The organism is Paenibacillus sp. FSL R5-0713 (assembly GCF_037973325.1).
In the GTDB taxonomy this organism is placed as follows: Bacteria; Bacillota; Bacilli; order Paenibacillales; family Paenibacillaceae; genus Paenibacillus.
Window position 1 is genome coordinate 2,473,238 of sequence record NZ_CP150229.1, and the last position, 13,956, is coordinate 2,487,193.

Genomic DNA, 13,956 nt, shown 5'->3' on the forward strand with positions numbered 1-13,956 from the left:
TCATGGATATGTCATTTCATGCTACAACGATCTGTGCTGTTCGTCATAATGGTAAGGCAGCAATCGCCGGAGATGGTCAGGTGACCATGGGCCAAAGTGTTGTGATGAAAAATACAGCCAAGAAGGTAAGACGTTTATACCGCGGACAGGTTGTTGCTGGCTTTGCTGGTTCTGTGGCGGATGCGATCACCTTGTTTGAGAAATTCGAAGGTAAGCTGGAGGAGCATCATGGTAACTTGCAGCGTGCTGCTGTGGAGCTTGCCAAGGATTGGCGTCAGGATCGGATCTTGCGTAAGCTTGAGGCATTGTTGATTGTAATGGACAAATCAGGTATGTTGCTCATTTCAGGCGGTGGAGAGATTATTGAACCTGATGATGACGTTATTGCGATCGGATCAGGTGGGAATTTTGCTTTATCTGCTGCACGAGCGTTGAAACGTCACGCTGTGAACCTGGAAGCAAAAGACATTGCGCGTGAATCGCTTCAGATTGCCTCGGAGCTATGTGTATATACTAACAGTAATATTATTGTAGAAGAGTTATAAGCCAAAGAAATCTCCCGTAGTGGAGCATGATTACATAATCTGCTCCAGGACGTCTAGGGGATTCTTTGTCCTTGTTAGGTAAAATTAATTCAACATACTGGTAGGAGGGAAGCAATATGAATACTCAAGCGCTAACACCGAGACAGATTGTTGCAGAGCTTGACAAGTATATTGTAGGTCAAAAGAAAGCTAAAAAATCGGTAGCTGTAGCCCTTCGTAATCGTTATCGGCGGAGCCTTTTGCCTGAGCATACTCAGGACGATATTGTACCTAAAAATATCCTGATGATTGGACCTACCGGTGTGGGTAAAACGGAAATCGCCCGTCGCCTTGCTAAACTGGTAGGTGCACCATTTGTGAAAGTGGAAGCTACCAAGTTCACGGAAGTAGGTTATGTTGGTCGTGACGTTGAGTCCATGGTGCGTGATCTAATTGAGACATCCCTGCGCATGGTGAAACTGGAGCGGACTGAAAAAGTGAAGGACAAAGCTGAAGAAGCTGCAAATGAACGAATTGTACATATTTTGGCTCCTTCACAGTCCAAGTCCAAGAATCAGCGCAATCCTTTTGAGATGATCTTTGGTAATAATGGGAACAACGCTCAGGAACAGGATGATCCAGCACCCGATACTGGGATTGCGGAGCGTCGGCGTAAGATCAAGTTTGATCTGTTATCTGGCAAGTTGGAGGATGACATCATTGAAATTGATGTCGAAGACACTGCACCTAACATGATGGACATGTTTGCTGGTCAAGGTAATGATCAGATGGGCATGAACATGCAGGAAATGTTTGGTAGTTTGTTACCTCGTCGTACAAAAAAACGTAAACTCGCTATTAAAGAAGCACGCAAAGTGTTGACTCAGGAAGAAGCAGGAAAATTGATTGACATGGACGATGTTACCCAGGAATCCATTCGCCGGGCCGAGCAGACAGGCATCATATTCATTGATGAAATTGACAAGGTTGCCAGTCAAGGACGCGGTAGCGGACCTGATGTATCCCGGGAGGGGGTTCAACGGGACATTCTGCCTATTGTGGAAGGTTCTACAGTGATGACGAAATATGGCCCTGTTAAAACGGACTATATTCTGTTTATGGCAGCTGGCGCATTCCATGTGGCCAAACCCTCTGATCTGATTCCCGAGCTTCAGGGACGCTTCCCGATTCGTGTAGAATTGAGCAGTCTTACATTGGAGGAGTTTGTATCCATTCTGACTGAGCCTCAAAATGCACTGACCAAGCAGTATGTTGATCTGCTGCGCACCGAAAATATTGAGATTGAATTCTCGGATGAAGCGATTCGCGAGATTGCCAAATTGGCTGAATCCGTGAATCAAAATACAGAAAATATAGGTGCTCGTCGATTGCATACGATTCTTGAAAAGCTTTTGGAGGATCTGTCCTTTGAGGCACCCGAGCTTACACTGGAACGTATGGTGATCACTCCAGAGTATGTCCGGGAGAAATTGAATGATATTGCGCTTGATCGTGATTTAAGTCAGTATATCCTGTGACAAGGGTTTAACAATGAAATGTTAAAATGATGCTATATATGAACGGTATGCACGAGAGTAGAGTACATTTGCGAGATCGACAAAGGGTAGCAATCCTTTTACGAATCACAAGAGTCTCTTACTGTATGCATATCGTTTATTTTTATTTCCATCTAAAGGATTTGAGTGTTACAACCGATAAAAGAGGTGGGGTTGTTAACGGATCGACAAAACCTAGGACTTGTGCCGCATGTATACGGCATTAAAACCTATCGGAGTGGTCGTTATTCGTCGTATCTGTATCCAATGATTACCATTAAAAGAATTCTACTTATTCCAAGTCTGGTTATCGGTTTAGTCGATAGATTGGTAAATGTTGCGTAAATGCGCAAAATGATGAATTATAGAAAACTGTGAAGTTACAATTTATTTTCTTGAGATTAAAATATATAGACTCTGCTTAATTGTTAAGAAAGTGTTGTGTGGGAAAGTCGAGTTTTCTTAATTGTTGAAACATAACTTGTCAATTGATTAAGATACAGCTTTATATGCATACCTATGATAATGCACGTAAACCCTTAGTATAACGGCAAAAAATTCTAACATTAACAACGATGAAATATTCGGAAATATACATAATAACGAGCGCTATACGCTCTTGTAGGGACTTGAAAGTATTTTTTTATTTTAAGAATGTTTAAGGACAATAAGGAAGAGTATTAACAGACTTTTGTTTTGGGACTGAACATTTACGAAAAAATTCATAATTTGCAGAAAATACACAAAAAGCCCTGTCTTTCAGAAAAGATAGGGCTTTTTTCTTATTGTAATAAATCCCAAACTCGAAGAAACTTATGTTATACGACAACATCAGAGTTAATTCTACTTAAGTCCTAGAAAACCGTGTAAAGACGAATGTTTTTGTCGAAAAAACATAAGAATTTTCAAGGGGAAATATTCAATGTTTTTCCATAACTTCTAAAGAGAGGAGGGGGATTGTGAATCTTTTAAATGATATCAGCTTTAAAAGATTGCAGGGTGCACTCGATGCGTCCAATATCAGACAACGAACGATTGCTGACAACATCGCGAATGCCGATACCCCGTATTTCAAGCGCTCAGACGTTTCTTTTGAAGAAATGTTGCAAGGGCAAATGAATGGAGATATGCCTGTTCTTAAAGGTAAAGTCACTGATGCAAGGCATTTTGTCATAGGTCCTTCCTCTTCCGTACCAACGCCAGTAGTTAATATGGACCAGTCAACATCCATGAATAACAACCAGAATAATGTCGATATCGACAGAGAAATGAGTCTTCTGGCGGAGAATCAGTTGCGTTATAACGCTTATATTCAGCAAGTGAGCGAACAAATTAAAATGATGCGTGTTGGCGTGGAAGGGAGATAACCTAAATTGAACATTAGTAATAGCTTTAGTATTAGCAGCTCAGCATTGACGGCCCAACGGTTGCGAATGGACGTTATATCTTCTAACATTGCCAACGCAGAGACGACGCGCGCGAGCGTATCCAATGGTGAAGCGGTTCCTTACAAACGCAAAATGGTCGTACTTGAGCCGAATAAAACGTCATTCGGTACGATGCTGCAAAATCAGATGAGAGGTAGCGGCTCAGGAGATGGTGTTAGAGTAACCGAGATTCGTGAGGATCAGTCACCATTGAAGCCTGTGTATGACCCTACTCATCCAGATGCCAACGCTGAAGGATATGTATTTATGCCTAATGTGGATATTGCAAAAGAAATGGTCGACATGATCTCTGCTTCGCGTTCCTATGAAGCAAACGTGACAGCACTGAACTCAACCAAAGCGATGATCTCCAAAGCTTTGGAGATTGGAAGATAATTTACTTCGAAATAAAAATAAGAAAGATACAAACCAGGGATGAAGGGGAGGGACATTAATGATTCAGAACAACATGTTTAGCACACAAGGTATACAACCGCTACAGATGAAGAATGCAACCGAAAGTAAGCCTTCTACACCAGCCGAAACCATTCAGAGCTTCGGTACATACTTACAGAATGCATTAGGGTCCGTCGCCGCACAAGAGACTCAATCGCATGAAATGTCGAATCAATTTTTGGTCGGCAAAGCGAATGTGGATCAGGTGATGATTGCTTCAGAGCAGGCCTTGTTAAGTCTACAACTCACAACTCAAGTCCGAAACAAAGTGGTCGAAGCATACCAGGAAGTTATGCGAACGCAATTATAAGATAACCTACTTGCGCTTCGATAATAGCGCTGATCATTACAACAAAGCAGCTGCGATGCTGCTCCTGATCCTCAACCTGTGGAACGGCTAAGGTTGAGTAAGGACAGACTAAGCAAAGTTTCGGATGGGGTGACAGAGTGAATGAGAGAATTGCCCAGTACAGGGATAAGGCATCCCAGTATTGGAATAGTTTTAGCAAAAAGCAAAAAGTATTATTTATATCCACCTTCCTGTTTCTGATTTTGGCTGCAGTTGTACTCACGATGCAATTGTCCAAGACCGAATATGAAGTTGCTTTTACAGACTTGAATGCAAGTGATTCAGCGGGCGTTATCAGTTATCTCGATTCATCCAGCATTCCATACAAATTAAGTTCAGATGGCAAGACCATATCCGTACCAAGTACAAGTGTTGCAATTGCAAAGGTGAATGTCGGATCTCAAGGGATTATTCAGAATGGTTCATTGGGGTATAAGTCATTCGAGGAGTCATCATCCCCCATTGGGATGACGGATAAAGAGTTTGATGTAAAATACAACAACGCTATAAACGGAGAAGTTGAACAGTTACTTCAGCGGATGCAAGGCATACAGGATGCTAAAGTACTGGTGAATATGCCGAAAGATAACATTTTTGCCGGTTTAGAAGAACAGGACAAAGCATCAGCATCGGTAGCTCTCCAATTTAAACCGGGGTATCACCCAAATCAGGCAGCAGTAGATGGCTACTTTAACTTGGTTAAGACTGCAATTCCTAATCTGCCTATTGAGAACATCACCATTACAAACACAGATGAAGCGGAATTGATTCCAACTGCCCGTGGTGGCAGTGGCGGGTTGTCTTCCGAAGTTCAAGAAAACATGGCTTTACAGAAAAAGTTTGAAAACGATGTCCGCAATAACGTAAAGCAATTTCTTTCCCAGATTGTAGGCGAAGACAAAGTTAATGTGTTGGTAGCCTCCAAGCTTAATTTTGATAAAGAAACACGCAAAGAAAATCTGGTCACACCTGTTGATGTAGAGAATATGAAAGGCATCGAGATCAGTGTGCAGGAGATTCAAAAGAGCTATACCGGGGCAAGCAACCCAACAGGTGGTGTTGCTGGTACAGGACAAGAGGAAGTTCCTGGTTATCCATCATCTGATGCAACAGGTAACTCCACCTCAGAAGAATCATCAAGTACTATTAACTACGATGTTAATCGAATCGCCAAGGATATTATTTCCAGTCCATATACTGTAAAAGATTTAACCATTAACGTTGCAGTTGAACCACCGGATGGAGAAACAGAATTACAGGGACCTGTTCAAGACGCGATTGAGAACATTCTGGTTAACATTGTGCGAGCTTCATTGGCAGACTCAGGCACTGTAATAAGTGACGCTGATCTGACAAAGAAAGTTTCAGTCATGTCACAAGGGTTCCAGGCTGCATCAACAGCAAATACAGGCTTCCAGTTGTCCCCAGCCATGATGTGGGGCGGAGGTGCACTCATAGCGGCATTGATCGCAGCGGTTGTTATTTTGTTAGTACGCCGTCGCCGCAAACAAAACGAAGTCGAAGAAGAAGAGATTCCTCTTCCAATAGCAACAGAGTTCCCGTCCATTACGCTGGACAGTGTAACGAACGAAAGTCAGGTGCGCAAACAATTGGAGAGTTTGGCCAAGAAAAAGCCAGACGAATTCGTCAATCTGCTGCGTACATGGCTGGCTGACGAATAGAGGTGAACGCATTGGCGAAGGCAAGCAGTCAAGGTTTGACTGGAAGACAAAAAGCAGCAATTTTGTTGATTACATTAGGTCCGGAAGTATCGGCTCAGATTTTCAAACATCTGCGTGACGAGGAGATTGAGCAATTAACGTTGGAGATTGCCAACGTTCGCAAGGTTGATTCTTCCGAAAAGGACATGATTATGGCCGAGTTTCACCAGATCTGTCTGGCGCAGGAATATATCTCTCAGGGCGGTATCAACTATGCGAGAGAAATCTTGGAGAAAGCTCTGGGTTCATCAAAAGCACTTGAAGTCATTAACCGTTTGACAGCTACACTGCAAGTCAGACCGTTTGACTTTGCACGCAAAGCGGATCCGAATCAAATTTTGAACTTTATTCAGAATGAAAGTCCGCAAACGATCGCGCTGGTTCTCTCTTATCTTCAGTTCGAACAGGCTGCAGCGATTCTATCATCTTTGCCACAAGAGAAGCAGGCAGATGTTGCTCGCCGAGTGGCGGTTATGGATAGTACTTCGCCAGAAGTCATCTCTCAAGTGGAGCGAGTCCTGGAACAGAAGTTATCTTCTACCGTAACGCAGGATTACACCAATGCGGGTGGTATTGAATCGATTGTACAGATTCTGAACGGAGTCGATCGTGGTACAGAGCGTACCATTTTGGACTCGCTTGAAATTCAGGATCCGGAGCTTGCAGAGGAAATCAAAAAACGCATGTTTGTATTCGAAGATATCGTCAATGTGGATGATCGTTCTATCCAGCGTATTATTCGTGATATCGACAACGCTGATCTGCAACTCGCACTCAAGGTGGCAAGCGAAGAAGTTCGGGATGCGGTGTTCCGGAACATGTCGAAGCGGATGTCCGAAACATTCAAAGAAGAGATGGAGTTCATGGGTCCTGTGCGATTGCGTGATGTTGAGGAAGCTCAGACACGCATTGTAGGCACGATACGCAGATTGGAAGAAGCCGGTGAGATCATTATCGCACGCGGTGGAGGAGATGATATCATTGTCTAATTTGATTAAATCTTTCCAGTATGTACCCGTTGATGACCACAAAAAACTAGAAAATCATCATCATTATGGTGGTGACGAAGAGTCTGAGACGGAATTATCCGGTGATCGTGCTGAAGGTTCTGAAGCAGAGACGCTTCAAGCACGCGTGGACGAAGAAACACAACGTCTTACCGCAGAAATGCTGGAAGATGCCAAGGAGTTTGCAGAAAAGCAAGTACGTGAAGCTTCAGAAGAGGCAGAGCGCATGCTTCAAGAAGCCCGTGAACAGATCGACAGCTGGTGGCAGGAACAACGACAACAGGATGAACATCTGACCGAAGCGCTTCGTTCACAAGGTTTCCAACAGGGTTTTGAAGAAGGAAAAGTACAAGCTGAAGTAGATCTCCAGGTGCAGATCGATAAGATGATGATTGAAGCTCAGGAAGTACTCAAGGAAGCTTATGTAGCTAAAGATCAGATCATTCAAGAAGCCGAACCGTTCCTTGTGGATCTCGCTTGCGGGATTGCTGAGAAAGTCATTGATAAGCAACTTACCATTGAACCTGATCATACACTGGAATTGATTCGTCAGAGTTTGTCACGTAAACGGGAGCAGGGGTTAATCACACTTTGTGTGGCACCCGATCAGTTTACATTTGTACAGGCAGCTCGTGAAGAATTGTCTCTGTCTATTGACTCTCAGGCAGAACTGCAGATTTTGCCTGATTCAACAGTCAAAGATAAGGGATGTGTCATTCGTTCTTCGTTCGGAAGTGTAGATGCGAGAATTGATACACAGCTTGCTGAGATTAAAAAAGAACTGGTCCGCATAGCACTTGAGGATGAGGAGCGAAGAAATCAACATGAAGGTTCTTAGTTCACAGCGATATATGGAACATTTGAAGCAATTCGATCCTGTTCGTATTAACGGCAAAGTTACTCAGGTCATTGGTCTTATGGTGGAGTCAGAAGGGCCAGATGCAAGTATCGGTGACGTATGTTATATCTATCCAGGTAAATCGGCCAAGCCTCTTCAAGCCGAAGTCGTTGGGTTTCGGGATAACAAAGTGTTGCTTATGCCGCTGGGTGAACTTCAATCCATTGGTCCTGGTTGCGATGTAGTAGGTACGGGCAAGCCACTGGGTGTTCAGGTGGGCTCCGAATTGCTCGGTAAAGTATTGGACGGACTTGGACAACCGCTGGACGGCTCACTCCTTCCATCAAGAATGCCAATGTACTCCACCTCCAATACTCCGGTCAATCCAATGGATCGTCCACGTGTACTTGAAACGATGGGTGTTGGTGTAAGAGCTATCGATGGATTGCTGACTGTAGGTAAGGGACAGCGTGTGGGCATTTTTGCTGGTTCTGGTGTTGGTAAGAGTACATTGATGGGCATGATTGCTCGTAATACAGCAGCGGATGTTAACGTCATCGCGCTTGTGGGTGAGCGTGGACGTGAGGTGCGCGACTTTATTGAACGGGATCTGGGTCCGGAAGGACTGGAACGCTCCGTAGTCATTGTTGCAACTTCAGATCAGCCTGCTCTGATTCGGATCAAGGGAGCAGTTATTGCGACCACGATTGCAGAGTATTTCCGAGATCGTGGAATGAACGTGATGCTCATGATGGATTCGGTCACTCGATATGCGATGGCACAGAGGGAAGTTGGTCTGGCCGTAGGTGAACCTCCGGCAATGAGAGGATATACGCCATCGGTTTTTGCAAGTTTGCCCAAACTACTTGAACGAGCGGGTACAGGACCTACAGGCTCGATTACAGCCTTTTATACGGTGCTGGTTGATGGTGATGACATGAATGAACCGATCGCGGATGCGGTAAGGGGTATTCTGGATGGCCACATTGTGTTAAATCGATCCATTGCGAACAAAGGACATTTTCCAGCGATTGATGTGCTAGCCAGCATAAGTCGTGTTATGAAGGATATTGCTCCGGAAGAGCAGTTGGAAGCTGTTAATAATATGAAACGTTTGATGGCTGTGTACAAAGAATCGGAAGATTTGATCAATATTGGGGCTTACCAGCGGGGATCAAATGCAGCCATAGATGAATCGATAGACCAGATTGATAGTATATGGAACTTTACCAAGCAGAAAGTCGACGAGAAAGTCACCTTAAGTGAAGTGCAGGAACGTTTGATTCTTGAATTTGCAAGGAGATGAATGGGTAAACGATGAAATTTCGATATCATTTCCAGAAAGTTGTTGACTTGAAGAGTAATGAAAAAACACAGGCAGAATGGATGTTATCCACAGCGATCGGTAAACTTCAGACGGAGGAAGAACATCTGATACAACTTCTTAATGACAGAAGTAATCTGGTCGCCATTATCCAATCTGCTACGGAAAATAAAGCGTCTGTAAACAGTCTGCAGGAGATGCAGCGTTATGTACATCACCTTGACGAGTGCATTTCACGCAAAAACAGTGATGTTAAACATGCTCAGGTCAACGTGCAGCGGAATCAGACATTTCTCAACGGTAAGATGATTGACGAAAAAGTATGGCTTGGAGCGAGAGACAAGGCCAAAATCAAATTTCAGCAGGAGATGCTCCTCCGGGAACAGAACGATCTGGACGAGATGGCTACTGTACGCTTCGCTGCCAAAGCCGGACGCGCGAATTGATGTGAGCCGGACGCGAAGTTGTCTCGTGAAGGAGGAATGAACGATGGCTGTTAAAGATGATAGCGACATGGAAAAAGAGTCGGGAGGCGGTTGGGAAAAGTTTCTCATGATTTCAATCCCGATTGTATTCACCGTAGTATTGCTAGGTGTATTACTTACCCTATTTAATGTAGATATTCGTAATAACTTGTTTGAATTCGCCAACAAAATACCGGTAGTCAAGGAATGGGTACCTGATCCTGTACTGGATCCAGAGAAAGAAAAGCTGGAGAAGAGTGAGCAGCAGGTTGAAAGTGCTGAAGCCACAATCGAAAAGCTGAAGTCCCAGGTGACGGCTAAAGAAACAGAGCTCAAAGCAGCACAGGCAGCGACAACCACCGAAGCGAAGAAAGCAACGGAGCTTCAGAAAAAATTGGATGATGCGGAAAAAGCGGCTGAAACCGCAACAGCGGCAACGCCTGAAACGGAATCCGATTATCAAAAGCAAATCAAAGATTTGGCAAAGATGTATGCTGATATGAGCCCGAGCAAAGCTGCACCGATCCTGCAAAATATGACGAATGAAGAAATGGTTTTGTTATTGAATGCCATGCAATCATCTGCTCGGACCAAGGTGCTTGAAAAGATGGATCCAAAAACAGCAGCCGATGTGACCATGATGATGAAGGATGCCAAACCGTCCGGCGATCTGGCACTGGATGCACTGCAATCCCGATTGAAGAAGGAAACCGCAGCAACTTCAACTGCATCCACAACGACAAGCAAAAACCTGGATAAAAATCAGCTTAGTCAAACATTTGCTTCGATGTCTGCTTCAAGTGGTGCCAAGTTATTATTGGAAACATACAAGTTAAGTCCTGATAAAACATTGACCATCCTGAATTCGGTAGATGATGCAACACGCTCTCAATTGCTTGAGAACATGTCTTCGGAGGACTCGGTTGAAACTGCAAAAATTTTGAACAGATTAATGGGCAACAAATAGATCTCATTACACTGAACTAACCGAGAGGAGGTGAAAATAAATGTCGATTGTATATCAAATGGCATCCACAGCATCTGCAAAAGCAACGGGAACAGGTCAGGCGACTGGAGCACAATCGAAAGGTTCAGCTGCAGGGGCTAGCGGTGAATTTCTCCAAACTCTTGCACAATCGTTATCTGGAGGAAACACAGAAGGTGATAGTTCAAGCGCTGCTGGAAGTTTAACTGCTAATCCGCTGATGTTTTCCTTTGCTGCGAATGAAGAAGGGGAAGCGACATCAATCACGGATATACTGAATTCGTTGTTCACGGACTTGGATTCACTTGACGAAGCTTTGGAAAATGATCCAGCTCTACTTGCAGGTTTACAAACTCTGATTCAACAGATGTATACACAATTAAGTAATCCTTCAGGTTCTAATGCGGAAGGCTCCGACGAACCTTCGAACGGAGCGGAAAGCATAAATACAGTACCTGCAATTGAACTGTCCCAACATCCGGCAGCAGTACGTTTTGTTCTGCAGGATATGCTTACACAATTAGTAGCCGGAATGAATGATCCTGAGAGTAACGTTGCGAAGAACGCTCCGGAATTCAAGCAACTACTACAATCTCTGCAGGGTCAGCTTCAAGAGGCTGGAGTGGATACTAGCCATAACAAAGGATGGACTCAACTGAAATCCATACTGGAAACATTGACTGCAGTTAAGGATCAGACTGCACAAGTCGCTCCAAGTACTTCACTTCAAGCACCCAAACAGGATTTGGTCGTACCTCAGGTTCTTGTTGCGGCAGTGGCAAACACTGGAAGCCAGGTGAAAGATGAGACGGAGACGACATCTGCTTCGAATGCAGGTGGAGAAGTCGAACACTCAACGATCATTACTGCGGGAGAACTGTCCTTGCGTTCATCAGGTACAACAGCAGGGAAACCGGCTGAACCTGTAATGCAAACATCACAGTTTGCCAAAGAAATGACACAATTTGTAGTCAACAAGCTGGATATTGTGCAGCAAAAAGGATTTTCCGAGGCGACCATCTCACTGCGGCCTGAGCACCTAGGGAAGTTGGATGTTCAAATCACCTTGCAGAATGGGCAGTTGGTTGCACGGTTTATGACTGAACATACGATGGCCAAAGACATGCTTGAACAGCAAATGACACAGCTGCGTTCTTCACTTCAAGCCCAGGGAATTCAAGTGGAACGACTTGAGGTTACCCAGAACAGTTCAATCGGATCACAGATGTATCAGGACGGAGGCCGTCAGCCGGGAAGTAATTCTCAGCAACAACGCCGTTCGCGTGAGCGTGAGGAACAATCGGATGATGCTATAGCTACAGCAGGAATTCAGGAAGAATTGCGTAACTGGCGTAGCGAACAAGTCGATGGAAATGAATTACAGAGAGATACGTTTAGTGCAGAGGCTTAAACAGAAATGAGGTGAGCAAATGGCTAACGAAATTGTTTCAATGAATAATACCTGGCCGAATTATTCGGCAGCCAATAAAGCAACCACAAGTGCTGCAACAAAAGAATTGGGCAAAGATCAGTTTCTAAAAATCCTGATTACCCAGCTGCAAAATCAAGATCCTATGCAGCCGATGGAGGATAAGGAATTTATCGCTCAAATGGCACAGTTCAGCTCCGTGGAGCAACTGGTCAATATTTCTACACAGCTTAAAACATTGAACCAGTCACTTGGTGCTGTATCCGGCATGATTGGCATGGAGGTAAGTTGGCTTTCTTCTAATAAAGATGACAACGGAACTCTTCGTCAGGGTATTGTGGATTCCATCATTGTAAGAGATGGTGTTCAATACGCAAAAGTGGGCAACGACGAGATTAAGCTGGATGAGATCATTCAGGTGAATTATCCAAAACAGGCAGAAGAGAGTCAAACTCCGGTACAGAACGTTCAAGGCGTAGCCCCTGAAACGAACGAGAGCCAGGAAGTTGAATCATCCGCTGAACCGGGTGATACGGAAGATAGCGGGAAAACGATATGAGTGATCGCATAACGGTTGGACAATTATATGCAGGCCCGATTACACCGAATATGCTTCAAAGACCCAAAACGGGAGAATCTTCGGCTGTCCCGGAAAAACCCTTTGCCAAGGTGCTGGAAGACAATCTTCTGAAATTGAGCAATCATGCTGCCAAACGATTGGAACAGCGAGGTATTGAGCTCAAGACCGAGCAAATGGAACAGATTGGTTCTGCTTTGGACAAAGCTGCTGCCAAAGGAGCCAAAGAGTCATTGATTTTAATGCAGGATATGGCTTTTATCGTCAATGTCAAAAATCGTACTGTGGTTACAGCTATGGATAGTGAAAGCATGAAGGATAATGTGTTCACTCAGATTGATAGTGCTGTAATCATTTCTTGACCGGCTGGCCCTTCTCGGGAGCCGGAATGCCGCTGACCGACTGATGCGGTAACCAAATGAAGACTGGGAGGATTTTTAAAAATGTTGAAATCAATGTACTCAGGCGTTTCCGGGATGCGGGGTTTTCAAACAAAACTCGACGTAATTGGTAACAATATTGCGAACGTAAACACGGTTGGCTTCAAGGGCAGTCGGGTTATGTTCAAAGATATTATGAGCCAAACGACGGCGGGGGTGACTGCCCCTGGAGATGCATCTGGTGGTGTCAATGCGAAACAAATCGGTCTTGGTGTATCCGTAGGTTCGATTGATACGCTGCATCTGGCAGGTAGCCCAATGACAACGAATAATCCAACAGATCTTCGGATTAATGGAGACGGATTCTTCTTGGTACGTTTGAGTGAAGATCAGGAAGTGCCCTACCTGACTCGTGCTGGGGACTTCCACGTGGATGCTGCGCGTAACCTTTTGACATCGGATGGATTGTTCGTTCTGGATAACGGTGGTGGAAATATTACCATTCCAGACGACGTCGTTTCCTTTACGATTGGTCAGGATGGAACGATTAACCAGACTATGGCAGATGGAACGATTGAAGCAGGTCCACAGATTGGAATAGGTAAAGTTGTCAATCCAGAAGGTCTTGAGAAAATTGGGGGCAACTTGTACCGTATGACAGCTAACGCGAATCCGGACGGGGCACTGGAACCATTGACAGCAAACAGTGCTGAGGACGGAACAGGAGCGATCATTGCTGGACAGCTCGAAATGTCAAACGTGGACTTGACTGGTGAATTTACTGAGATGATCGTAGCTCAGCGTGGATTCCAGGCCAACTCCCGGATCATTACAACGTCGGATGAAATACTTCAGGAAGTTGTTAACCTGAAACGTTAATAGCTGATTAATGAATTTTTTTAAAATGTGGGGGAGCTTG

15 protein-coding genes are annotated in these 13,956 nt (G+C 44.4%); all 15 read left to right on the forward strand.

The window, feature by feature from the left end; translation table 11 throughout:
* The first annotated feature begins 2 nt into the window (after positions 1–2).
* The 15 genes from hslV to flgG all read left to right on the forward strand — a co-directional run bounded on the left by hslV (position 3) and on the right by flgG (position 13,916).
* Entirely contained in the window at positions 3–545 is a 543-nt protein-coding gene (gene hslV, locus MKZ12_RS11255) for an ATP-dependent protease subunit HslV (protein ID WP_076208907.1), read from the forward strand.
* 116 nt (positions 546–661) lie between these two features.
* Positions 662–2,062 carry an ATP-dependent protease ATPase subunit HslU gene (hslU, locus tag MKZ12_RS11260; RefSeq protein WP_339260435.1) on the forward strand — a complete coding sequence of 467 codons (1,401 nt, stop codon included), beginning with the start codon at positions 662–664 and terminating at the stop codon, positions 2,060–2,062.
* A gap of 977 nt (positions 2,063–3,039) precedes the next feature.
* A complete protein-coding gene (gene flgB / locus MKZ12_RS11265; protein ID WP_339241571.1) occupies positions 3,040–3,447 on the forward strand; it encodes a flagellar basal body rod protein FlgB in 408 nt (135 codons plus the stop codon).
* Between the two features lie 6 nt (positions 3,448–3,453).
* The gene (gene flgC, locus MKZ12_RS11270) at positions 3,454–3,903 is read left to right on the forward strand and encodes a flagellar basal body rod protein FlgC (protein ID WP_253433759.1); all 450 of its coding nucleotides are present in this window, start codon (positions 3,454–3,456) and stop codon (positions 3,901–3,903) included.
* A gap of 58 nt (positions 3,904–3,961) precedes the next feature.
* Entirely contained in the window at positions 3,962–4,273 is a 312-nt protein-coding gene (fliE, locus tag MKZ12_RS11275; protein ID WP_253433762.1) for a flagellar hook-basal body complex protein FliE, read from the forward strand.
* 137 nt (positions 4,274–4,410) lie between these two features.
* Positions 4,411–5,994 carry a flagellar basal-body MS-ring/collar protein FliF gene (fliF, locus tag MKZ12_RS11280; RefSeq protein ID WP_339241576.1) on the forward strand — a complete coding sequence of 528 codons (1,584 nt, stop codon included), beginning with the start codon at positions 4,411–4,413 and terminating at the stop codon, positions 5,992–5,994.
* Positions 5,995–6,005: 11 nt separating this feature from the next.
* Complete coding sequence (gene fliG, locus MKZ12_RS11285; protein ID WP_047842476.1) at positions 6,006–7,022, forward strand: flagellar motor switch protein FliG; 1,017 nt, start codon at positions 6,006–6,008, stop codon at positions 7,020–7,022.
* On the forward strand, positions 7,015–7,878 hold the full coding sequence (locus MKZ12_RS11290) for a FliH/SctL family protein (RefSeq protein ID WP_253433768.1): 864 nt from the start codon (positions 7,015–7,017) through the stop codon (positions 7,876–7,878). The genes fliG and MKZ12_RS11290 overlap by 8 nt, the downstream gene beginning before the upstream one ends.
* Complete coding sequence (gene fliI, locus MKZ12_RS11295) at positions 7,865–9,184, forward strand: flagellar protein export ATPase FliI (RefSeq protein WP_339241579.1); 1,320 nt, start codon at positions 7,865–7,867, stop codon at positions 9,182–9,184. The genes MKZ12_RS11290 and fliI overlap by 14 nt, the downstream gene beginning before the upstream one ends.
* 11 nt (positions 9,185–9,195) lie before the next feature.
* Positions 9,196–9,648 carry a flagellar export protein FliJ gene (fliJ, locus tag MKZ12_RS11300; RefSeq protein ID WP_339241582.1) on the forward strand — a complete coding sequence of 151 codons (453 nt, stop codon included), beginning with the start codon at positions 9,196–9,198 and terminating at the stop codon, positions 9,646–9,648.
* 43 nt (positions 9,649–9,691) lie between these two features.
* Positions 9,692–10,633 (forward strand): kinesin, encoded by a 942-nt coding sequence (locus MKZ12_RS11305; RefSeq protein ID WP_339260436.1) that lies wholly within the window; start codon positions 9,692–9,694, stop codon positions 10,631–10,633.
* Between the two features lie 40 nt (positions 10,634–10,673).
* Positions 10,674–12,062: a flagellar hook-length control protein FliK gene (locus tag MKZ12_RS11310; protein WP_339260437.1), complete on the forward strand. Its 1,389-nt coding sequence runs from the start codon at positions 10,674–10,676 to the stop codon at positions 12,060–12,062.
* 19 nt (positions 12,063–12,081) lie between these two features.
* Positions 12,082–12,639 (forward strand): flagellar hook capping FlgD N-terminal domain-containing protein, encoded by a 558-nt coding sequence (locus MKZ12_RS11315; protein ID WP_339260439.1) that lies wholly within the window; start codon positions 12,082–12,084, stop codon positions 12,637–12,639.
* Positions 12,636–13,019: a TIGR02530 family flagellar biosynthesis protein gene (locus MKZ12_RS11320; RefSeq protein ID WP_339260441.1), complete on the forward strand. Its 384-nt coding sequence runs from the start codon at positions 12,636–12,638 to the stop codon at positions 13,017–13,019. Before MKZ12_RS11315 ends, MKZ12_RS11320 begins: the two co-directional genes overlap by 4 nt.
* Before the next feature lie 81 nt (positions 13,020–13,100).
* Entirely contained in the window at positions 13,101–13,916 is an 816-nt protein-coding gene (gene flgG / locus MKZ12_RS11325; protein WP_339260443.1) for a flagellar basal body rod protein FlgG, read from the forward strand.
* The last annotated feature ends 40 nt before the right edge of the window (positions 13,917–13,956 follow it).